General features: G+C 37.3%; 21 protein-coding genes. 9 read left to right on the top strand and 12 right to left on the bottom strand.

Annotation, left to right across the window (positions count from 1 at the left end):
• Nucleotides 1–107: 107 nt before the first annotated feature.
• Nucleotides 108–2,066: a T9SS type A sorting domain-containing protein gene (locus tag AAEU33_RS19495; protein ID WP_345989789.1), complete on the top strand. Its 1,959-nt coding sequence runs from the start codon at nucleotides 108–110 to the stop codon at nucleotides 2,064–2,066.
• A 111-nt stretch (nucleotides 2,067–2,177) separates the two neighbouring features.
• On the top strand, nucleotides 2,178–4,154 hold the full coding sequence (locus AAEU33_RS19490) for a T9SS type A sorting domain-containing protein (RefSeq protein WP_345989788.1): 1,977 nt from the start codon (nucleotides 2,178–2,180) through the stop codon (nucleotides 4,152–4,154).
• A 42-nt stretch (nucleotides 4,155–4,196) separates the two neighbouring features.
• Here the strand turns inward: AAEU33_RS19490 and AAEU33_RS19485 are convergent, their stop codons facing one another.
• Together AAEU33_RS19485 and AAEU33_RS19480 are read right to left on the bottom strand one after the other, a co-directional pair.
• A complete protein-coding gene (locus tag AAEU33_RS19485) occupies nucleotides 4,197–4,355 on the bottom strand; it encodes a hypothetical protein (protein ID WP_172277190.1) in 159 nt (52 codons plus the stop codon).
• 43 nt (nucleotides 4,356–4,398) lie between these two features.
• Nucleotides 4,399–5,226 (bottom strand): ion transporter, encoded by an 828-nt coding sequence (locus tag AAEU33_RS19480; RefSeq protein WP_172277193.1) that lies wholly within the window; start codon nucleotides 5,224–5,226, stop codon nucleotides 4,399–4,401.
• 61 nt (nucleotides 5,227–5,287) lie between these two features.
• On the opposite strand from AAEU33_RS19480, the gene AAEU33_RS19475 reads away from it, so the two are divergent.
• Complete coding sequence (locus tag AAEU33_RS19475) at nucleotides 5,288–6,385, top strand: Nif3-like dinuclear metal center hexameric protein (RefSeq protein ID WP_345989786.1); 1,098 nt, start codon at nucleotides 5,288–5,290, stop codon at nucleotides 6,383–6,385.
• A 2-nt stretch (nucleotides 6,386–6,387) separates the two neighbouring features.
• Nucleotides 6,388–7,164 (top strand): hypothetical protein, encoded by a 777-nt coding sequence (locus tag AAEU33_RS19470; RefSeq protein ID WP_172277199.1) that lies wholly within the window; start codon nucleotides 6,388–6,390, stop codon nucleotides 7,162–7,164.
• A 94-nt stretch (nucleotides 7,165–7,258) separates the two neighbouring features.
• Here the strand turns inward: AAEU33_RS19470 and AAEU33_RS19465 are convergent, their stop codons facing one another.
• Nucleotides 7,259–8,386, bottom strand: coding sequence for an endonuclease/exonuclease/phosphatase family protein (locus tag AAEU33_RS19465; protein WP_345989784.1), 1,128 nt, complete (start codon nucleotides 8,384–8,386; stop codon nucleotides 7,259–7,261).
• 86 nt (nucleotides 8,387–8,472) lie between these two features.
• On the opposite strand from AAEU33_RS19465, the gene AAEU33_RS19460 reads away from it, so the two are divergent.
• Both AAEU33_RS19460 and AAEU33_RS19455 read left to right on the top strand, forming a co-directional pair.
• Entirely contained in the window at nucleotides 8,473–8,919 is a 447-nt protein-coding gene (locus tag AAEU33_RS19460) for a nuclear transport factor 2 family protein (RefSeq protein WP_345989783.1), read from the top strand.
• A 6-nt stretch (nucleotides 8,920–8,925) separates the two neighbouring features.
• Nucleotides 8,926–9,303, top strand: coding sequence for a VOC family protein (locus AAEU33_RS19455; RefSeq protein ID WP_172277208.1), 378 nt, complete (start codon nucleotides 8,926–8,928; stop codon nucleotides 9,301–9,303).
• A 6-nt stretch (nucleotides 9,304–9,309) separates the two neighbouring features.
• On the opposite strand, the gene AAEU33_RS19450 is transcribed toward AAEU33_RS19455, so the two are convergent.
• Complete coding sequence (locus tag AAEU33_RS19450) at nucleotides 9,310–9,693, bottom strand: DUF1634 domain-containing protein (protein WP_172277211.1); 384 nt, start codon at nucleotides 9,691–9,693, stop codon at nucleotides 9,310–9,312.
• A complete protein-coding gene (locus AAEU33_RS19445; protein ID WP_345989781.1) occupies nucleotides 9,690–10,520 on the bottom strand; it encodes a sulfite exporter TauE/SafE family protein in 831 nt (276 codons plus the stop codon). Before AAEU33_RS19445 ends, AAEU33_RS19450 begins: the two co-directional genes overlap by 4 nt.
• Before the next feature lie 87 nt (nucleotides 10,521–10,607).
• Here AAEU33_RS19445 and AAEU33_RS19440 point away from each other — a divergent pair, with 87 nt between their 5' ends.
• Together AAEU33_RS19440 and AAEU33_RS19435 are read left to right on the top strand one after the other, a co-directional pair.
• On the top strand, nucleotides 10,608–11,156 hold the full coding sequence (locus AAEU33_RS19440; protein WP_345989779.1) for a DUF1543 domain-containing protein: 549 nt from the start codon (nucleotides 10,608–10,610) through the stop codon (nucleotides 11,154–11,156).
• A 220-nt stretch (nucleotides 11,157–11,376) separates the two neighbouring features.
• Complete coding sequence (locus AAEU33_RS19435; protein ID WP_345989777.1) at nucleotides 11,377–12,486, top strand: 5-(carboxyamino)imidazole ribonucleotide synthase; 1,110 nt, start codon at nucleotides 11,377–11,379, stop codon at nucleotides 12,484–12,486.
• A 44-nt stretch (nucleotides 12,487–12,530) separates the two neighbouring features.
• On the opposite strand, the gene AAEU33_RS19430 is transcribed toward AAEU33_RS19435, so the two are convergent.
• The 4 genes from AAEU33_RS19430 to AAEU33_RS19415 all read right to left on the bottom strand — a co-directional run bounded on the left by AAEU33_RS19430 (nucleotide 12,531) and on the right by AAEU33_RS19415 (nucleotide 17,101).
• Entirely contained in the window at nucleotides 12,531–13,163 is a 633-nt protein-coding gene (locus AAEU33_RS19430) for a DUF308 domain-containing protein (protein ID WP_345989776.1), read from the bottom strand.
• A gap of 163 nt (nucleotides 13,164–13,326) precedes the next feature.
• On the bottom strand, nucleotides 13,327–15,450 hold the full coding sequence (locus AAEU33_RS19425; protein WP_345989774.1) for a cation:proton antiporter: 2,124 nt from the start codon (nucleotides 15,448–15,450) through the stop codon (nucleotides 13,327–13,329).
• A gap of 9 nt (nucleotides 15,451–15,459) precedes the next feature.
• Nucleotides 15,460–16,026 (bottom strand): hypothetical protein, encoded by a 567-nt coding sequence (locus AAEU33_RS19420; protein WP_273647355.1) that lies wholly within the window; start codon nucleotides 16,024–16,026, stop codon nucleotides 15,460–15,462.
• A 169-nt stretch (nucleotides 16,027–16,195) separates the two neighbouring features.
• Nucleotides 16,196–17,101 (bottom strand): EamA family transporter, encoded by a 906-nt coding sequence (locus AAEU33_RS19415; RefSeq protein ID WP_345989773.1) that lies wholly within the window; start codon nucleotides 17,099–17,101, stop codon nucleotides 16,196–16,198.
• Between the two features lie 195 nt (nucleotides 17,102–17,296).
• On the opposite strand from AAEU33_RS19415, the gene purE reads away from it, so the two are divergent.
• Nucleotides 17,297–17,800: a 5-(carboxyamino)imidazole ribonucleotide mutase gene (gene purE, locus AAEU33_RS19410; protein WP_273647357.1), complete on the top strand. Its 504-nt coding sequence runs from the start codon at nucleotides 17,297–17,299 to the stop codon at nucleotides 17,798–17,800.
• 48 nt (nucleotides 17,801–17,848) lie between these two features.
• Here purE and AAEU33_RS19405 read toward each other — a convergent pair whose 3' ends face one another.
• The 3 genes from AAEU33_RS19405 to AAEU33_RS19395 are packed head-to-tail and all read right to left on the bottom strand — an operon-like array spanning nucleotide 17,849 to nucleotide 22,823.
• Nucleotides 17,849–19,408, bottom strand: coding sequence for a BspA family leucine-rich repeat surface protein (locus AAEU33_RS19405; protein WP_345989771.1), 1,560 nt, complete (start codon nucleotides 19,406–19,408; stop codon nucleotides 17,849–17,851).
• A 17-nt stretch (nucleotides 19,409–19,425) separates the two neighbouring features.
• Nucleotides 19,426–21,177: a BspA family leucine-rich repeat surface protein gene (locus AAEU33_RS19400; protein ID WP_345989770.1), complete on the bottom strand. Its 1,752-nt coding sequence runs from the start codon at nucleotides 21,175–21,177 to the stop codon at nucleotides 19,426–19,428.
• 8 nt (nucleotides 21,178–21,185) lie between these two features.
• A complete protein-coding gene (locus AAEU33_RS19395) occupies nucleotides 21,186–22,823 on the bottom strand; it encodes a BspA family leucine-rich repeat surface protein (protein ID WP_345989768.1) in 1,638 nt (545 codons plus the stop codon).
• Nucleotides 22,824–22,936: the final 113 nt, after the last annotated feature.

Below are 22,936 nucleotides of genomic sequence, written 5' to 3'. Positions count from 1 at the left end.
TTTAATTTATAAATAATGATGGCAGCTAAGATATTAGCTGTCATTTTTTTATTTTATTCATTATATTATTAGTAAATTAGTATATTAAACACTAAAACTGTTATTTTATGGCAAAATTTTTACTCTCATGTTTCTTGATTGTAAGCATGGCACTAAACGCCCAGATTGATTTGGGCGCTGGAAGCACTGACGTTGGTACAGCTCCGATCAGTAGCTATTACGGATATTCCTATGTTCAGCAGATTTACCCTAAGCAGGAAATCAATGCAAATGCAGCAGGAAACATTACGGGACTTAAGTTCTACCTGGATCCTTCGATGTCTTTGGCAAATTCATCCGACTGGGTGGTATATCTCGGGCATACCTCAAAATCAGGATTTACTTCAGATACAGACTGGATACCGGTTTCTCAGTTGACTCAGGTATATGCAGGAACAATTACCAATGCTAACGGAGTGGTGGAAGTTACTTTTACAACACCATTTCCTTATAACAATACGGATAATCTAGTCGTAGCTGCAGAAGAAAATTCGCCGGGATATGATAATAATGATGAGGCAATGTATGTTTATTCCGGTGCCGCAAATTCTACTTTGTTTTATAAAAATGACAGCAACAATCCTGATCCGGCTTCACCTCCGGCAGGAGATTTGGCAGATTATAAATCGGTAATTACATTTCTGGGATTAACGGCAAATCCAATTGCTGCCTGTCCTGTCATAACATATCCTTCAAATAATTCAACCTTCATCCCATTATCACCTACCATCAACTGGAATAATACATCGGGAGCGACAAGTTATAAGGTTTCTATAGGAACAACTCCGGGAGGAACTGATGTGGTGAATCAACAATCTGTAGCGACCAATAGCTTTACTCCAGCTGCACCTTTAAGTGCTAATACCAATTATTATCTACGGGTAGTTTCAGTATCAGCGGCCGGTGAATCTTCAGGATGTACAGAAATTACATTTAAGACTTCTCCGCCAGCTCCATCGAATGACGATTGTGCGGGAGCGATTACTTTAACAGTAAATCCGGATCTTAATTGTGGTGCTGTAACCGCAGGATATACTTTGGGAGCAACAGATTCAGGCTTAATTCCTGATCCATGTTATGGCGATCCTGATGATGATGTATGGTTTAAATTTGTTGCTACTGCTACAACGCATAAAATATCACTCCTGAATGTGGTTTCTGTAGGAACTACCAATGATGATGATACCTATTTCCAGGTGTTTAGCGGTGCCTGTGGTACATTGTCGAGCATTCTATGTTCCGATGATACATCATCAGTTTTAACCGGACTTACTGTTGGAGATACCTATTATGTGAGGGTTTACAGTTATTTCGATACAGGATCCAATCAAAGTTTTGATATCTGCGTAGGTACAATGCCACCGCCACCAGCCAATGATGATTGTTCCGGAGCGTTGACGGCGTCAGCCTTCCCTTATACTTATGTACAATCTGACGGAGGTGGTGCAACAAATAATGGCGGATTTGTAACTGTATGTTCCGATAGTATGAATGATGGTACCTGGTTTACATTTACCGGTGATGGTGCAACATTTGATATTACTGTTACAATGCCGGCAGGTAGTGATTTTGATCCTCAGATCGGTGTTTACAGTGGAACATGTGGAAGCCTTGCATGTGTGGATACAGTAGATAATAATGGCTCCGGAGGAACAGAAACTCTATCAATACCTACTCAGCCTGGTACTACATATTATGTAAATGTGGGTAATTACAGTGGATTCACGGATAACATGGAAGGAACTTTCACGATTAATATAGCAAAAAATAATCTTGGAACCTCTGAAGTAGCAGGAAATAAGAAAGGAATCAGTGTTTATCCGAATCCTTTCTCAGATATTTTGAATATTTCTGACATTGCTAATGTAAAATCCGTTACGGTTACTGATATTTCCGGAAGATGGATAAAAACAATTGATAATCCTGGTCCGGTTATTCATCTGGCTGATATTCAATCAGGTCTATATCTGGTCACATTAACAATGAAAGACGGATCTAAACAAACGATCAAAGCAATTAAAAAATAGAATCCGATTTTATCCATAAATATTGATGACAGCTAAATTTTAGCTGTCATTTTTCTTCGATGCTTGCTGTATTATTGGTAAATTAGTAGTCTAATACCAAACATTATATTTATGAAAAAAATTTTACTTTCATGCTTATTGTTTTTAAGCATGGTGTTGAATGCTCAAATCAATTTGGGCTCGGGAAGTACTGATGTAGGACCAGCTCCGATCAGTACATACTATGGATATTCCTATGTGCAGCAGATTTTCTCAAAACAGGAAATTAATGCTGATGCGGCAGGGAATATAACAGGGCTTACATTTTATAGTAATCCGTCGATGTCAATGGTTAATTCTTCAGATTGGGTGGTCTATTTAGGGCTTACCACAAAATCCAGTTTCGACACCGAATCCGATTGGATCCCTGTTTCCGGACTGACTCAGGTGTATGCCGGAACAGTTACTAATGTGAATGGAGTTATCAACATCACTTTTGCGACTCCTTTTCATTATAATAATACAGATAACCTTGTGGTCGCTGTTGATGAAAATTCAGCCGATTATGATGATAATGGGGACGAGATCATGCATGTGTATCCTTCAGCACCTAATTCTACTCTTTATTTCAGAAATGATGGGACCAATCCGAATCCTGTTTATCCTCCTGTAGGGCATCAGGCTTCCTTTAAATCGGCCATTACAATCAACGGATTAACACCAAAACCTGTTCCCGTTTGTCCGTCAGTAACTTATCCGACAAATAACGCCGTGTTTATTCCATTGTTACCTACCATTCTCTGGAGCCCGGTTGCAGGAGCTACAGGATATAAAGTTTCCATAGGTACAACTCCTGGTGGAACACAAATCATCAATCAACAATCTGTAAGTGCTGCTAGTTTTGCTGTTCCTACCTTATTAAGTGTAAATACTACTTATTATTTACGGGTGGTTTCTGTATCAGCGGCCGGTGAATCTTCAGGATGCGCTGAAGTGAAATTTAAAACAGCCCCTCCGGTTCCTCTGAATGATAACTGTATAGGAGCAGTAACCTTAACGGTGAATCCTGATCTCAATTGTGGAACAGTAACATCAGGTTATACACTAGGAGCTACGGCTTCAGGAATTGCTGCTGCTCCTTGCTATGGTAATCCTGATGATGACGTGTGGTTTAAATTTGTAGCGACAGGAACAAGCCAGAAAATCTCTCTTCTGAATATAACTTCTATCGGTACAGAAGATGATGATGATATTTACTTCCAGGTATTTAGCGGATCTTGTGGTACTTTATCCAGCATTCTTTGTTCGGATCCTACGTCAGCTGTTGTTTCCGGGCTAACTATAGGACAAACTTATTACATCAGAGTTTACAGCTACTATGGAACAGGAAGCAATCAAAGCTTTGACATCTGTGTCGGAAGTATTCCACCGGCACCGGCTAATGACGAATGTTCAGGAGCTCTGCTGGCATCTTCTTTCCCTTATACTTATGTGCAGACTGACGGAGGTGGTGCAACAAATAACGGAGGATTTATCACCGCTTGTGAAAGTGGAATGAATGATGGAACATGGTTCACATTTGTTGGTGACGGAGAAACAGTTAATATTACCGTGAGTATGCCTTCAGGAAGTGATTTCGATCCTCAGATTGGTGTTTTCAGTGGAACATGCGGCAGTTTAGTATGTGTGGATACTGTAGATAATATGGCAGATGGAGAGACTGAAACATTGTCTGTTCCAACTATATCCGGAACTGTTTATTATGTGAATGTAGGATATTATAGCGAGTATACAGATGAGCTCGAAGGAGCGTTTACGATCAATATCAATAAAGAGAGTTCAGATAGACATGCTTCAGGTATTTCAACTCCTGCTTTAATTAAAAAAGCCAGTGGAATTTATCCGAATCCGTTTACTGATGTTCTGAACATTGCAGATATTGATAACGTTAAATCTATTTCTGTATCAGATGTTTCAGGAAGATTGGTTAAAATGATCGTAAGCCCAGATACGGTAATTCATTTGGAGGATCTGAAATCAGGATTGTATCTGGTTACTCTTGAAATGAAGGACGGCTCTAAAAAGACGACCAAAGTAATTAAGAAATAAGTAATTTATATTCAACAAAAAAGGTGGCATCAGCCACCTTTTTTATTTATTAGGAACAGGTTGTATATCACCTGTGCTCATATGTTCAAAAACAGTAGGGAAGAACATAGCTAGTATAAAATAAATAATGATCATTAATGCAACTAAAGCAAAAAGAATAATAACTAAACTATTGGGCTTGTTTTTCTTTTTTGGTTCCATGATTTTGTGGTATTGGGTTAATAGATTAATTTGATAAATGGTATCAAGCTAATTTCTTGCCACACTGTTTGCAGTACCTCGCATCATCATCAATATCTTCATTTCCGCAACGTTCGCAGATCTTTTCCAGGTTTTGTCTTTTATTCCTCATCTCTGCCGTTACAATACCGGTGGGTACAGCAATAATAGAGTAGCCGGCAAGCATCAGTATAACTGCAAAAAATTTTCCCATAGGTGTAATGGGTGAAACATCTCCGTAACCTACTGTAGTTACTGTAACCACAGCCCAGTAAATAGATTGGGGAATGGTTTCAAAACCGGTTCTTCCTCCTTCCACCATAAACATCAGAGAACCTACAATCACCGAAAAAATGATAAGGAACAACAGGAAAATATAGATCTTTCTTGAACTGTTTTTCAATGCCCGTACAATGAGATATCCGTCATTCATAAAATCCAGTAAATTGAAAATTCTAAATACCCTTAGCATTCTCAACATTCTGAATATCAGGAAATATTTGGTTACCGGAAAGAAAAAACTGAGGTAGAAAGGAACCAGGGCAAGAAAATCTATAATTCCAAAGAAGCTGAAGATATAATTTTTCTTATTTTTTACGACCATAATACGCAGCAGGTATTCTGCGGAAAAAAATAAAGAAATAATCCATTCAAAAACAATAAATGTAAGATGGAATCTTTGATCCAGCTTCGGAACACTTTCCATCATAATGATAAGTGTGCTGACAAGGATTAATGCCAACAATATAATATCGAAAAGCTTTCCCAATCTGGTATCGGAACGGTAAATAACACGATAAAGAAATCTTTTCCATAATGTATCCTCCGGGACAAGATTGTGTTCTTTTTCCATACTTTGAGTTTTTTCTAATTTAAGAAATTATCCCTATTTTCGTAGCAAACATACATAATAAATGACAATAAGAGAAGTAATTTCGGAAATAGAAAAACGTATTCCCTTACAACAGGCAGAAGACTTTGATAATGTAGGGTTGTTGTGTGGGGTTCCGGAACGGGAGGTGAGTGGTATTTTAGTATGTCACGATGCTTTAGAGAATGTTGTAGAAGAAGCTATTCAAAAGAAATTAAATCTGATCGTATGTTTTCATCCGATTATTTTTTCAGGGTTAAAATCTCTTACCGGGAAAAACTATGTTGAAAGGGCTGTTTTAAAAGCCATCGAGAATAAGGTTGCGATCTATGCAATTCATACTGCGTTTGATAATGATTTTTTTGGGGTTAATGCAGGAATATGCAACCAGTTGGGATTAAAAGAAATGAAAATCCTTCAGCCGAAGAAAGATAATCTGAAACAACTTACCGTATTTGTTCCCAAAGACCATTCTGAAAAAGTAAAAGAATCTCTTTTCTCTGCCGGGGCAGGAAATATTGGTTTCTATGATGAGTGCAGTTTCAGTATTAATGGCAATGGAACTTTCAGACCAATTGAGGGCTCGAATCCATTTTCAGGAAAGCAGAATATCAGGGAAAATGCAGATGAAAATATGATTTCTGTAATTTTTGAAGGCTATAAACAAAATCAGATTATTTCTGCTATGAAATCTTCACATCCATATGAGGAAGTAGCCTACCAGATCTATAGTCTGGACAATGAAAACCAGTATTCAGGATTGGGAATGTATGGAGAGTTTGAAGAAGCAATGAATGAAGAGGACTTTTTATGTTTTGTTAAGGAGAAATTTAATCTTGAAATGATCAGATATTCAGGGCTTACTAATAAAAAGATTAAAAGAGTTGGCGTTTTAGGAGGCTCAGGAGCGAGTGGAATAAAATCCGCATTATCTAAAAAATGTGATGCCTACCTAACCGGAGACGTTAAATACCACGATTTTTTTTTAGCAGAATCTAAAATGCTGATTTGTGATATAGGACATTATGAATCAGAACAATGGGTTGTAAAACAATTATTTGAAATTTTGTCACAAAAATTTAGTACATTTGCAATCTCAAAATCCAACGAAAAAACAAACCCAGTAAATTATTTCCTTTAGATATGGCAAAAACCAACGATATTTCAGTTGAAGAGAAATTAAGAGCTTTATACGATTTACAAATCATAGATTCAAGATTGGATGAAATCCGAAATACAAGAGGAGAATTGCCAATTGAGGTTGAAGATCTTGAAATCGAGATAGAAGGGCTTGAAAAAAGAGCTGAAAAATTTCATGCAGAAATTAAGGATCAGGAAGATCAGATCAAAACAAAGCATGAAGTAATTAACCATGCGAAAACTCTAATTGAGAAATACAAATCTCAACAAGATAACGTAAGAAACAATAAAGAGTTTGAAGCTTTAGGTAAGGAGATTGAATTCCAAGATCTTGAAATCCAACTTGCGGAAAAAAGAATTAAAGAATTTGGGATCAAGATCACTCATAAAAATGAGACTCTGGAAGAACTGAATTCAAAAATTAACGATCTTAAAAACCACCTTAAATTCAAAAAAGAAGAATTAGAAGGTTTAGTTTCTGAAACTCAGAAAGAGGAAGATTATTTAATTGAGCAGTCTAAAGAATTTGCAGGTAAGATTGATGAAAGATTACTAGCTTCTTACAACAGAATCAGAACAAACTCTATCAACGGATTAGCTGTGGTAGGTTTAGAAAGAGGTGCTCCGAAAGGATCTTTCTTTACAATTCCTCCACAAAAACAGATGGAAATCGCTCAGAGAAAGAAAATCATTATCGATGAACATTCAGGAAAAATCCTTGTTGATGATGAATTGGTAATGGAAGAAAACGAAAAAATGAAATCTGTGATTAAATTTTAATCATCGTTTACTTTGATATAAAAGCTGTTTCAGAAATGAAACAGTTTTTTTTATTCTATTTAATCGAAGAATGCGCTTGCTATAGATAAACATATTATTCTGTAACAACAGCATCCCGGTCACCATCTTCTTTTTTCCCCTCGATGATCATTTCTTCAGCCTCAGCTTTTTCTTCGGCGTCAGCAACTTCTATTCTTTCTTCCTGACCCGTATTATGATGATCGATAAAGAATTCGCAATATACCGGTAGGTGGTCCGAGCCAAAATTGTCTAGGGTCTTAAGTTCTTTAATAAAGATGTCTTCACTATGAAACATTAAATCGATAGGGAATCTCAGTAATTGGTATCTGGCGTGGAAGGTTGGAACAAAGGCACGTCCGATTCTCGGATCAATAAGGTGGCTTGTTTTTCTGAACAGTATAGAAGACCTTGACCAGGCAACATTATTAAAATCACCAACGACAAGTACAGGTTCAGTGATATCTTTCACGCGTTTTGCAATGCTCAGGAGATCGCCGTCCCGCTCCTTTGATGTCGCTTCTTCCGTTGGGCTGGGAGGTGGTGGATGAACCCCGAAAAAAACAAAAGAGAAGCCGTCTTCTGTCTCTAAATGGATTTCAATGCTTGGAATATCTTCAGCTACAAAATAATGTGTAGTGGAATTTTTGATCTGAATTTTAGAATAAAAATGCATCCCATAAGTATTTTCCAAGGTTACCTTATGATGATAGGGGTAGTCTTTTTCTAAAGCTCTTAATGCATTTTCCCAAACTCTATTGCTTTCCATGGTAAGGAACATTTCCGGCTTGTTTCGGTTGATAAGACCGATAAACTTGTCATATTCCGTATTGAACTGATAGACATTGGCAGAAATGAAATGTAATTTTTGAGAGGACCGCTTGCCCCTCTGATGTTTCCTTACTCTGTAGAGAGGAGTATACTTTACAAGAATTACCCCATGATGTACAAATAAGATAAAAAGAGTGCCCTGGAAATACCAGAAATATTCGGCTGATCTAAAGAAAAATCCTAAGAGGAAGGTAAGCACAATAAAGTACGTGATTTGAATTTTTCCAAACTCAGGAACCCGAAATATCCAATGCTGGTTTTGAATTTTAGGTAATAACGTCAATAGAACCAGCAGGCCGGTTAAGATCAAATAAGCACTCCACATGTTATAAAAATAGATGGCTAAAAATAATCCTTTTTTACAAGAATTCAAATGAAATCATCTTTTTTAGTGTGAAATAAATGAAGTTTGAGTCAGATTTTTCTTACTTTTATTCTGTTATATTTTGAATCAATACTATGAATAAAATTTTCGCAGTTGTATGCTTTTTAAGTACATTCTGCTTTGGACAGCAACTCCAGAACCCGGACATTGAGAAACCTATCAGGGATTTGTTCGCAGGTATGAAGAATGCAGATTCGGAACTGGTAAAGTCGGCATTTACTGAAACGGCCATTCTACAGACTATTACAAAAGAAGGAGTAGTGAAAACAGATGATATATCTGGTTTTATATCTGCTGTTTCCAAAGCCGCAAAAGGCGATCTGGATGAAAGGATTACTATAGCATCTGTACTTGTAGACGGCAATATGGCGAGCGTTTTCACTCCTTATCAGTTTTATTACCAGGGAAAGTTTTCACATTGCGGAGCGAACAGCTTTCAGCTGGTAAAGCAGAATAACAGCTGGAAAATTCAGTACATCATTGATACAAGAAGAAAGGAAAATTGCGAGAATAAGAAATAATATACAATGAAAATTCACCATATCGCCATTATAGGCTCCAATTATCAAGTTTCTAAAAAGTTTTACACAGAGATTTTAGGTTTGAATGTGATCCGTGAAGTATACCGTGAAGAAAGGCAATCTTATAAGCTGGACCTTGCTATCGGAGATCATTATGTGATAGAACTTTTTTCATTCCCTGATCCTCCCGCAAGACCTTCCCGTCCCGAAGCATGCGGATTAAGGCATCTTGCATTTTCCGTTGAAAATGTTGGCGCAAAGCGACAGGAACTTATGGAAAAGGGACTGGAATGTGAGGAGATAAGGATCGACGAATTTACCGGTAAAGAGTTTTTCTTTACACAAGATCCGGATCAGCTTCCTTTGGAGTTTTATGAAATGTAAATGGGCTTAATGTGCGTATCCCGTAAAAAAGCTGATTGCCATAATGGCTAAAACAATTGAGGATATGATCACATAGATGTAATCTTTTTCTTTCAGGTATCCTATTAATGCAAAAACAATTCGCATTAAAGGAGTGAAAATAAGAACCAAGATTCCCAGTTGAATGATGGCCATTCCTTCACCTTTGCAGAGAGACTCCCAAAACTGGCCCCATACTTTTTCCGACGAAGAACCGGTCTCCAGTAAGGAATAGTTTTTGGGCATTTTAAAACCTTCCAGAAACAGCTTTACAAAGCCAATAATGGATATAGCTACGGACAAAATCACTCCAAGTCTCAGGAGATTTCCTACGGAGCGGTTCAAATCAACGTCTGTGAAATTTTTTCTCATCGGAAACTTTGATTTATACCGTTATACATCATATAGATTGAAAGGACTGTAATTACAATAGCAAAAAATACCTTCAGTTTTTTAGTTTTTGAAACCATCAATGTTTTAGACCCAATGAAGCTTCCTACCACAACCCCTACCAAAACAGGAGCTACAATTACCGGGATAATTTCTCCTCTTTGAAAATAGATCAGGGAACTTGCGACAGCCGTAACACCGATCATAAAATTACTCGTGGTTGTAGAAACTTTAAAAGGCAACTTCATCATATTATCCATTGCCAATACTTTCAATGCACCTGAACCGATTCCTAAAAGACCGGACATTGCTCCCGCAAACATCATCATAAAGAATCCTGGAATCGTGTTTCGAGCAGAATATTTTTTAATGACTCCTTTATCCGGAAAGGTTCCGTACAATTTAAGTTTATCTTCTAAACTTCCCTTGATCAGGGGTTCCTGGTGGTCGGGTTTTCCTTTAAGATTTAAAATTACGGTAAGGAGAAGAATACTGGCAAAAATAATCCCGATGGTATTTGGGTTCAGAATTCCGGAAACAAGAGCTCCGGCAATAGCACCTGCTGTAGTTGCTATTTCCAGAAACATTCCGATTCTCATATTGGTAAATCCTTCTTTAACAAAAGCTACGGCGGCACCGGAAGATGTACCCACCACAGATATTAAGGAAGCTCCGATTGCGTAATGCATAGGGACGCCAAAACCAAGCGTCAATAAAGGGATAATGATAACTCCTCCTCCTAAACCTGTAAGTGAGCCCAATAGGCCTGCTGAGATTGCTCCAAGGAAGAGAATAATGATTTCTGACATGAATACAAATATAAAACTATTGCAGTTTTCTGCCAAACTTTCAAAAAGATAAATTTGACGTATTTTTGTATGACTAAAAAAATGAAAATGAAATTATTCTACGTGATCCTAGGTGCCACTCCTCCAGGCAGGAATATCGAACAGCACGATGTGTTTTTTGGAATTGCTGAAAGTTTAAAGGATCTGGTTCCGGATATGAAAGACTTCTGGAAAGAGGCTGATGGTAAAATCCACCTGGACTGCCATCAGGAGGTAAGATTTGCAGATGGATATGAAGTGAAAATTGTTGAGAAAACAGATCAGGTTTCTGAAAACCAGCTATTCTTTATTAATTTAGGAGGCTATAAGAGGGGATATTTTGAAGAATTCCATGAGCAACATCTGATGGTTGGAACATCCATGGGCGAAATCATAAAGAGAGTGAAGGAAACGGAATTTTACAAAACAATGGGATTCGAAGGAGCTGTAAGCCATGTTGACGATAAGCACGGTGTGGATATCGATGATATTTTTAACGTTAATGATATCCTTCCTCAAAAAATGAAAGAGAAATACACCATTGTTTTAGAAAAATCTGATACGGAAAATCAGGAAAACCCAATAGGTCTAGGATATCTTAAAATAGATAAAGTATAAACTTCCCATAATCACTTACGCCGGCTTTTAAGCCGGCGTAACACGTTAAGTACGGCAAGGATCGGAGATACGAAAATTTAGGTAATCGGATATAAAATTTTTATCTTTGCAAAGTCTTGGATCAATGATCTGGTGTTGTATTGTAATGTTGAAAAACATTTGATAATTGCCTATTGATCCGGATGGTCTCAATTGAAAATATATCTAATAAAAATATAGAATGAAAATAGGAATTTTAGGAGGTGGTCAGCTGGGAAGAATGCTGATACAGAGCGCATTGAAGTATGATGATGAATTTTATACGCTGGATCCTGCCTCTGATGCTCCCTGCAGTACTATTTCAAATTTTACACAGGGAAATTTCAATGACTATGAAACAGTCCTGAACTTTGGAAAAAATAAAGATGTTGTAACAATAGAGATCGAGCATGTAAATGCCGATGCCCTATCAGAACTTGAAAACCAGGGGATCAAAGTTGTTCCAAATTCTGCAATCATTAAAACCATTCAGCAGAAGATTCTTCAGAAGGAATTCTATAAGACCCATGATATCCCAAGCCCTGAATTTCAGGCTGTCTGGAATAGTGATGAAAAAATTACAATGACACTTCCTTTTGTACAAAAGATGAATACAGGCGGATATGATGGAAAAGGTGTTCAGGTAATTAAAAATGAAGAAGATCTTCAAAATTTATGGAAGGAGCCTTCTGTGATCGAAAAGCTTGTTGATATCGATAAAGAATTGTCTGTAATTGTTGCAAGAAATGAAAAAGGGGAAACGAAGACTTTTCCGGTTACAGAAATGGTGGCTGATCCTAAGTTAAATTTATTGGATTTTAATATTTGTCCGGTTTTTTTACAGGAAGACACTCAAAAGCAAATTGATGTAATTACGGAAAAGTTTCTGAACGCAATAAACTCTCCCGGGCTTTTTGCCATAGAACTGTTTTTGGATAAGGCTGGAAAAGTATGGGTAAATGAGACTGCGCCGAGACTTCATAACTCAGGGCACCAAAGCCAGGAAGGAAACGCGAATTCACAATTTGAGCAAATGTACCGTGTCGTTAAGAACCTTCCATTAGCGGATACGGAAAGTTTAGGTTATAGTGGAATGCTTAACCTTGTCGGAGCAGAAGGATATTCAGGAAAAGTAATTTATGAAGGAATGGAAGAAGTCCTGAAATTGCCTAAAACTTATGTTCACTTATATGGAAAAACGGAAACCAAACCGGGAAGGAAAATGGGACATATTAATGTGCTGGCTGACTCTAAAGAAGAACTGATGGAAAAGCTCATCAAAGTAAAGGCTATGGTAAGAGTAATAGCTTAAAATATTGAGAGAAAGACTGCTGAAAAGCAGTCTTTCTTATTTTTTTATCTCATTTTATCATTGAGTTCATTATGAAGATTTTCTATTTTATCCTTGAGCTCACTACCCAGTTTTAAAGGATAGTCCTTTATTTTCTTTAGATCAAAGGCTAAGATGACAGAAGCTACTCCTACGAAAATAAATGATAAACCGGTAAGGACTACAAGAGACATTCCTGAAAATATAGGATTAGCCAAAAGCATAAACGACAGGATAATTCCGAGGATACTGAATATGGCAAGATTACCCCATCTTAGTACATGCGCATCTTTCAAATCAAATGAGATACCCAGTAATTGAAAAGAACGGAACATCACTGTAAATCCTACAATAAATGGTAGAATGGTCATTGAAATCTGAGGATAAGAAACCAGATAGACTCCCATAATAAAGGAAAGTAGTCCCGTTACCAGATATAAGCCCCATCCATTTAATACTTTCGCGTTATTGATCGAGAAAAAGATATCGAAGATCCCCGAGACGATAAAAGAGACACTAAAAAGAAGAGATAATGTCAGATAGGTTTCAAGGGGAGATGAAAATACATATACTCCACATCCAATAAAAAGGATTCCTAGTATAAGCGGGATATACCAGTGCTTTACAGAGTTTCTGAATGATTTTAATAGATTTGGCATAATTAAAAGTATTTTGTTGCCTACTTTGAAATACGGTGTTCGGCGAGTCCGTTTTTATATTTCCGTTTTAAATAATTGAATTCGGTTTTAAGGTCTAATTTACTGAAAACAAACAACTAAGAAATAGTTGAATTGATTGAATTTATTCTATTGGTATTGGTTGTTACTTGAAAATTTTCTGGATAACATTTCCGATTTCGATGAAATCCCTGTGATTTCCAAATGATCTTTTTTCAGGACTGTTTTTGTCATATTCTGAAAAAGGATAGATCAGAAGATAATTGTTTTCTTTTAGATTTTTGTTGAGAAGTTCCGGCATAAGCCTCATTTGAGGAATATAGGATACCATTCCTCTTTTAGCCATAAACACAATAAGGGCTTCATCCTCTTTTAGTCCCGCAGCTGTTTTTTCACCGTCATGCCAGGTATTCATAATGATAAATTCAGCTTCTATATTGGCTTTTTTGATGATCCTTTGTAAAAGATCAATAATACTTTCAGGAGCATAAAATATCATGGTTGCTCCTGAATTCCGGGCAATGTTCCATACCCTTAAAAGAGCATGAAAAAAGCCGGCTTCTTTATCTGAATTTTCAGGAATCATCACTGCATATTTTTTTATTGTAGAAATAGGCTGGGCAGCATGGTATACCAGTACGTTCACGTGATCATTCTGAAGGTAGCCATTATAAAGATTGTAAACGAAGGAAGGAGAAAAACCTTTTTCATCTTCAAGACCGATCATAAGATCCGTTATTTCCTGCTCTTTGATCACATTATTGACGCCGTTTACAACATCATTATCATATCTTTTCAGAGGTTGTAATTTGACATCGGCCGATGCTGCAGCATCTGTAGCCTGGTGGAGTAATTTTTCGGCATTTTTTACAGAAGACTCATTTTTATCTTCATTGATGACGTTCAATGCAAAAAAGTCTTCAGTATTGGAATGTGCCTTAATCAGAATACCCAGATTGACCATTCGCTCTACAGTTTCCTGATGATTGATGGCTAATAGCAGGCTTTCCTCCTCATGGCTGTTTCCGGATACCGTATCTTCATTATCCGTTTCTGCGATTTTCTGTGCACTGGCCATAGATACAAATGAAGAAATGGTACATGAAATAAGGATAAGTAATATACTTCCGTTCAATACATGTTCATTCAGTAATCTTACAGGTTCTCCTGTTTCCGTTTCGGAAACAATGATGTTGTATCCTACCATTACTGTAGCTAATGTAGCAGCTGCAGAAGCTGAACTTAAACCAAAGATCAGTTTACCTTCTTCTTTTGTAAACCTGAATGTCTTTTGGGTGATCACGGCTGAAATATATTTACCACCGATTGATGCGACCAACATGATCGCTGCAACTTTAAGGGTTTCAAAACTTTTGAAGAATACGGTAAAATCGATCAGCATTCCCACACTGATCAAGAAGAAAGGGATAAATATCGCATTCCCTACAAATTCCACCCTGTTCATGAGGGAAGATGTATGAGGAATCAGTCTGTTTAATGCAAGCCCGGCAAAGAATGCCCCGATGATGGCTTCAATGCCGGCTAATTCTGCCAATAGTGCCGCCAGATAAATCATCACCAATACAAAAATGTACTGGGATATTTTATCATTTACTTTTTTGAAAAACCATCGTCCAATAATAGGGAATAACAATAGAACGATCAGGCTAAAAAGTATAACAGATACGGATAACTTTACCCAGAAAGAAGTTCCCACGTCTCCCTGGACCATACCTACAACCACAGCAAGTACCAATAATGTGGCAATATCGGTGATCATTGTTCCGCCTACGGTAATATTTACAGCCCGGTTTTTTGCAATTCCAAGTTTACTGATTAAAGGATAAGTGATAAGGGTTTGAGACGAGAACAAACTGGCGAATAAGACGGAAGTCAGTACCGAAAATCCCAATAAATAATACGCTCCGACAAATCCGAGTATAAAAGGAAAAATAAATGCATAAGCTCCATATCCGAGACTCTTCCATTTGTTTTTCTTAAAATCACCCATATCAATTTCCAGTCCTGCGAGAAACATGATATAAAGAAGTCCTGTAGTTCCCGTAACTACAATACTGCTATCCCTCGCCAACAGATTGAATCCATTGGGTCCGATTACTGCACCTGCGATAATAAGGCCTAACAGATGGGGAACTTTAATTTTATTCAGAAGTAATGGAGCTGCCAGAATAATGACCAGGACCAATAAAAATTTTAATACAGGATCTTCAATAGGGAAGCTCAGGTTGTGTATGCTCAGTAAAATCATAAATGTGTTTTATTTGGACGAACGCGTTAATTCTACAGAAAATTTTGCAGTACAATTATTATCTGTTATTACAGTTCTTGTTCCTCTTATCTTAGTGTCGGAAATATCATTGAGAAGAATATTCATTTCTACTTTCTTTTTGGCAGCAGAATCTGTTTTGAAATTCAGTTTGATCTCATTGTTTTCAAACTTTCCGGAATACAACCTGATAAGATTGTTATTGTTGATGATTTTAGCCACCAATTGAGTGGAATCACTGTCGAATTCCCAGGTATCTGTTCGCTGATCTCCAACAACATAATCATTACAATTGGATTCCGTGCAGATCACTTTGCCGTTCCAATCTCCGGAAATTTCTTCCGGCCATGTCATTACTTTGGCAGAGTCCTTTCGGGTAAAGATGCTGTCACGCATTTTAATTAAGGCTTGATATTCAGATTCTTTGTGGGCAAATAGCTTTTCTTTTTCCAAAAGCTGCTGCTCTCTTTCCAGCAGGTCTTTTTCCTTTTGGCGATTATCACAACTTAGAAGAAGCAATGGGACAATAAATAAAATCAGCAGAGTGTTTTTTAGCATATCATAGAAATTGATCTAAACAAGATAGGGAAAAAAAATAAAAAAAGAGATGTGAAAGTGGATAAATAGAGATATATTCTGTTGGATGAATAATGAAAATAGGAAGCAATCATAATATGAAAGTTCCTTAATGTACGATAAGCAGCGGGTTGAGATAGGTGTCCCGCGTTTATTGAATTCTTTGTTTTTTAAACATGGCTGGGTTGTAGTTAATTATGAATACTCCCAGAATAATTAATATTGCGGCCACAATAAATTTAACAGAAATACTTTCATCAAGGATCAGCCAGCTTAAAAAGATAGAAATAATGGTATTGATATAGGCCAGAATAGAAACCTGAACCGGTGAAACCTTTGTCAAAGCATAATGATAGGCAAAGAAGGCTGCAACAGAGCCGAAGATGGAAAGGTAAAACATGGCTGAAATACTTTTGAAACTCCAGTTTTCGAAGTTATAATCTTCAGAAAATAAGAAGGCAAAAATAATCTGGATAATTCCTGCAAAGGCAAACTGATATAAAAGATTCAACGATATATTTCCGCTTTGAATGTTTAGTTTTTTTGTGAAAATGGTACCTGATGCCCAGCCTGCAATCGCGATAAGAAGAAAAACAATTCCCATGGCATAATCTGGATTGGCCAGATCTTTTATACCGTCCCAAAAGATAAAAACAATACCACCGAAAGACATCAGAATTCCTACCACAGCCCTGAGGCTGAATTTTTGTATTCCCACAGCCACACTGCCCAGAAAAACTAAAATAGGAGAGCAGGCGCTTATCAGAGAGGTCACACTGCTTGTTACCGTTTCTTCAGCAACAGTGGTCATTCCATTGGCAATGATCAGCATAAGTGACGAAAAAACAATCTGGTATTTCAGGTTTTTCCATCCGATCCATCGTAATTCTTTTCTGTATAAAAGGACAAGGAGCATAATTAATGCTGCAAGAGATTGTCTTATTCCCGCGACAAACCAGGCTGGAATCGTTTGTACTGCCACCCGAATCGATAAAAAAGTCGTTCCCCAGACAATAGCTACAGTAAGAACAGCAAGTGTAAGTTTATAATCTTTCAAAATATTAGTGAAATGGTATACAAATATATCTTATTTAAGTATAATTATAAAACGTGATTTTGCATGTTGTTTGTAATCAGTTGATATATTCAGGGTTAAAATTTTTTCAGATCAGATTATCCAGGGATTTATACATAGTGTAATTTTAGAAAACAGATTTTAATTTTTATCTTTGAAAATCTAATAAAATTGAAGATGGTAGGAATTATCATGGGAAGTCAAAGTGACTTACCAATTATGGAACAAGCTGCAGGCTTTTTGAAAACTCTCGAAATCCCTTACGAGCTTACTGTGGTATCTGCTCACAGAACGCCCGAAAGAATGTTTGATTATGCCAAAACAGCAAAAGAAAGAGGTTTGAAAGTTATCATTGCAGGGGCCGGGGGAGCTGCCCATCTACCAGGAATGGTGGCTAGCTGTACTACTTTACCTGTAATCGGAGTTCCTATTTTATCCAGTAATTCTATTGACGGATGGGATTCTGTACTATCCATCCTTCAGATGCCGGGCGGAATCCCTGTAGCAACAGTAGCATTGAACGGAGCTTTAAATGCGGGAATCCTTGCGGCTAAAATTTTAGGAAGCGGAAATGAACAGGTGGCGGAAAAACTACAGAAATATCAGGATTCTTTAAAAGATAAAGTACTAGGAACTGTTGACGATATTAAAGCTCAGCACCCCAACCAGTACGATAAATAAAAATACGCATTATAAAAAGCCTCACTTTATTACAAGTGAGGCTTTTATTTACTTTTTGATCAGCTTAAACGATTCTGTTTTATTCTTCGTTGTAATCTGTAGTATATAATTTCCTTTTGTCAGTGAGCTTATATTAATCATGTCTGTATTCAGAGCATCCTGTTGTACCAATCTTCCGCTGGTATCCAGGATTTTATAACTTTTGAGTTCGTGAGCATGCCTGATGTGCAGGTTATCTTCTGCCGGGTTAGGATATATTGATAAGTTTTGGCTGTTGGTGTGGATTTCTGAAGTTGACAACAAACAGTTTCCTACTGTATCTCCTGTTATATTCCAGCCCTTACCAATAAGAATATTTCTTTTAGAAGCAGCATTGGAAGCATATTGTAAAGGCGTTACTGAAACAAGAGGAATATTATCAGGAGTAACAGGATTATCTGCCCATCCGGACAGGGTTTTGCTGTAATTATCACAATTTAATCCTGAACCTGTAAGCATATTGGTAGCATCGGTTAATGAGCTGAGGTTCCAGTTGCCTAAAGACCGGTTAAAGCTTGTGGCGCTTGTTAACATAAATCCCATATGAGTAACCTGGGAAGTTGCCCAGTTAAGAGGTTGATTGAAAACAGTACAGCCGTGAAACATATGAGCCATATTGGTTACAGAGGAAGTATTCCATCCGCCAATGTCTTGATTGAAAACAGGAATAAAATGGAACATAAAAGACATATCTTTTACTTTAGAAGTATCCCAGCTGTCTAAACGCTGATTAAAATTCAGGCAAAGAGCAAACATCCAGCCCATATCTTCCACACTCGAAGTGTTCCAATTATTTAAGGGTTGATTAAATACCTTTCTTCCGGAAAACATATTATTCAGATTTTTAGCTGATGACATATTCCAGGTACTCAAATAAGGGGAATTAAACTGATCTATTGCCTGCACATAATCTCCCATCCTTGCAAACATAAATTTAAAATCCTTTATAGTTGAGGTATTCCAGTTTTGCATTGAACTTGCCCCTAAAAAATCATGGGCATTATAAAACATGAATGAAGCATCCGTTACATTAGTGAGGTTTGGACTGTCGGTAGCCGTGAGCTGAAGCAATCTGCAGTGCGCAAATGCAGTATTCATAGAGGTCCATTGAATATTTCCCCAATTTTCTATTTCAGTTATTTTATCAGAATTTCCGAATATATCCCACATGAGAATATATGAGTCTGCTACATAAATGATCTGGCATTCTCCAAATCGTATCTGTTTAAATATGCCATTTCCGTTGCTTACTTTTACTCGATAAGAAGCGCTTGCCGTATCAGGATTTAATGAAGTTCCAAAGTCAATCAATACCTGCTTCGTAGAGGTAACATTATTCATAACCCCGTTATGCTGAGGATAGTTTACTTCTTCCCAGCTTATTGTGTAATTCTCACCGATTCCCGGAAACCATATCTGATTAGTGGAGGCGGCATAAGGAGCATTTACATCAATAAGAGGCATTGTGTCGGGCCTGTTGGGTTGCCAGATCGTAACAAATTCATTTTGTGCTTTTATCATTTGCCCTAAGAGTAAGAATAAACCTAGGAGGATAATTTTTTTATACATACGGATGGATTATGATATTATTTCTTAATAAATTTAAGTGAACGTGCCATGTCTTTCGAAATGATCTGAAGGATATAGTTTCCTTTGATTAATGAGTTAACGTCTATTTTTTGATTATTTATCATACCCTGAAGTATTATTCTTCCTGCCATATCCATTATTCTATAATTACCGGAATCTTTCATATTTCTGATGTAGATAAAGTCCGTTGCGGGATTTGGATAGATACTGATCTCGTTGAGAGGTAACGCATCTGATGTGGATAAAACAGACTGGCATTCTCCGTTGTAAGTATCTCCGCTGATCGTCCATCCTTTATTATTGATAAGATTATTTCTGGCATTGACAGCAAGCGGGTTGGAGTAAACCAAAGGTGAAGTATTTGCAAGGTTGATATTATTAGGGGTTGTGGGCTTCAGGTTCCAGCCGTAAAGGGTATTATCGTAGCTTTGACAATTCAGTCCTGAGTTTTGTAGCATGTTTATGGCTGAGGTAAGAGAGCTGATGTTCCATTGTCCAAGATTTTGATTAAAATGAGTGGCTCCATTGAACATATTGTTCATGTTGGTGACAAGTCCTACATTCCAGTTTCCTATATTCTGATTAAAATTCTTTGCATCTTTAAACATATTGTGCATCCAGACTGCTTTGCTTACATCCCAGTTTCCAATATCCTGATTGAAGCTGGTAGCCCCATTGAACATATCGTTGATATAGACTACATTGCTTATGTTCCAGTTTCCGATGTTTTGATTAAAACTGGAAGCTCCAGCAAACATGCCCTCCATAATGGTGGCACTAGAAGTATCCCAATTGCTGATATCCTGATTGAAATCTTGTGCCTGGTTGAACATACGGTCCATTTCAACTACTTTTGAGGTATTCCAGTTACCAATAGGCTGGTTGAATTTTTTAGCACCGGAAAACATAAATTCGCAATCGATAGTATTGGAAAGATCCCAATTTCCGATCGGTTGATTAAACTCCTTAGCACCACTGAACATGGCAGTCATGTGGTTTACCTTAGAGGTGTTCCAGTTCGCCAGAGATTGGTTGAATACCAAAGCAGAGCTGAATGTAATTCCCATCATGGTAACGTTTGAAGTGTCCCAGTTTCCAACAGGCTGATTGAAAAGAAAACAACCTGCAAATGTACTTAGCAAAGTGGTTACATGGGAGGTGTTCCAATTATTGAAAGAGGGATTTCCTATCAAACTATAATTACCTAAGAACATATTGGACATATCTGTAACGGTTGACAGGTCTGGAGTGTCTGTGGCAGTTACATCGAAGTCTCTGCAACCCTGAAATGCCTGTCCCATAGAAGACCAGTGGATGTTTCCCCATTGTTCCAATCTTACTATTTTATGCACATCACCTATCAGGCCATCACCATTAAACATATCCCAGTTGGAAAACCGGATCCTATGAAAATTACCGATGCCATTAGTTATTTTTAAACGATAAGTTGCGTCTGCTGGATTAGGGTTTAAAGGGGTCCCAAAGTCGATCAGTACTTGGTAAGTAGAGTTGAGATTGGTTAATGTGGCATGGTGTGCCGGGAAACCAATTTCTTCCCAGTATACCTGAAAATCGGTTCCTACAGCAGGAAGCCAGATCTGTGTATCTGTAGAAGCTACGGATATCCCGATATACTGTGTTGCATAACGGGGAAGGCTTGGTTTCCAGACGGTGATAAATTCATTTTGAGCTTTTCCGGATTGAAAGAAAAAGCTGAAGAGAAGGAATAGGATTAGTTTTTTTATCATATGGATCGTTATTTTTTGATGAATTTTAAAGATTGGACCTTATCTGCGGAAATAATTTGTAATAGATAATTTCCCTTTATTAAAAAACTTACATCGATTTTTTCATTATTTAAAAGTCCCTGAAGGATGATTCTACCTGCCATGTCAGTTATCCTGTAACTTCCGGAACCTTTTATATTTTTGATATAAATAAAGTCGCTGGCAGGATTGGGATAAATGGAAAGATTATTGAGAGGTATTTCAGAAATTCCTAATCTGCACTCTCCTTGAGTATCACCATTAAATACCCAACCTTTATTGATAAGTACATTTCTTTCTGGTACTACATCCGAAGAATACATTAATGGTGCAGTAGAAATCAGGTTGATGTTATTCGCCGTATTTGGGTTATTGGCCCATCCTGCGATGGTTCTGCTGTAATTTTCGCATTTTAATCCGGAATTCGTCAGCATCTGGTCTCCAATAGTAAGGGAAGCCAGGTTCCAGTTTTCTAAAGATTGGTCAAAGCTTGTTGCATCACGAAAAGTGAAAAGCATTGTTCCCACCAACCCTGTATTCCAGCTTGCTACAGATTGATTGAAGGCAGAGGCTCCTGTAAATAGCATCTCCATGGTAGTTCCTTTAGCCGTGTTCCAGTTGTCTAGTGGTTGATTAAAAGAAGTACAGTTGTGGAACATGTGGCTGAAATTAGTAACATTGGACGTGTCCCAATTACCGATAGGCTGGTTAAAATCGGGGATAAAATGAAATAAATACGCCATATTGGTGACCTTTGAAGTATTCCAGTTATTCAATGGCTGATTGAATGTGTAACAATTTTCAAATGTATGGGCCATTGTAGTTACGTTCGAAGTATTCCAGTTGTTTATATTTTGATTGAATGATCTTCTGTGGAAAAACATATAGCTGATGTCTTGTGCCGAAGACATATCCCATGAACCGATGTTGAGATTGAACAGATCAACTGCGGCGGTAGCCGGAGTGGGGGAAGTGTGACCAAACATGTATGTAAATTTTTTTATTTGGGATGTATTCCATACCGTCATAGACGGGTGTCCTGTAAAAGCTGAATTTCCATAAAACATGAATGAAGCGTCTGTTACACCGGAAAGGTTAGGTATGTCCGTAGCGGTAACCTGAAGAGCCCTGCAATTACTAAAGGCATTCTCCATAGAAATCCAGTTGATATTTCCCCATTGGGAAACTTCGGTAATTTTATCAATGCTGCCTACACTGTGCCAGAAAATAGCCATGTAAGCAGTAGGGACATTTAGGATTTCAGGATCACCAAACCGGATCTGCTTAAAAACTCCGTTCCCATTGCTTACTTTTACCTGATAAGCAGCATCAGTGGTATTAGGATTTAATGATGCTCCAAAATCGATAAAGACCTGTTTTGTAGAAGTCACATTGTTCAGGACTCCATTGTGCTGGGGAAAACCTATCTCTTCCCAGGTTATCGTATAATTTTCTCCGATTCCCGGGAACCATATCTGGTTATTGCCTGCCGGATAAGGAACAATAACATCCATCTGTGGAATGATTGCTGGAGTATTAGGTTTCCAGATGGTGATAAATTCATTTTGGGCGTTCAGGATGTGGAAAAAAGTAATAAATAAAATAAGGGGTAAAAATTTTTTATACATATCAAGATTTTGTGAAATAAAGATAATGAAAATAATAAAATCACAAAATTTTTGAATAGTTTATTACTGTATTTGATTTATTTTAATTTTTTATTAACTATAAAAGCTAAAGT

The sequence above is a fragment of the Chryseobacterium sp. Chry.R1 genome, from assembly GCF_039645525.1.
GTDB classification, from domain to species: Bacteria; Bacteroidota; Bacteroidia; order Flavobacteriales; family Weeksellaceae; genus Chryseobacterium; species Chryseobacterium proteolyticum.
Note: the sequence above shows the minus strand (reverse complement) of the source record. Positions and strands in the feature narration are given on the sequence as shown.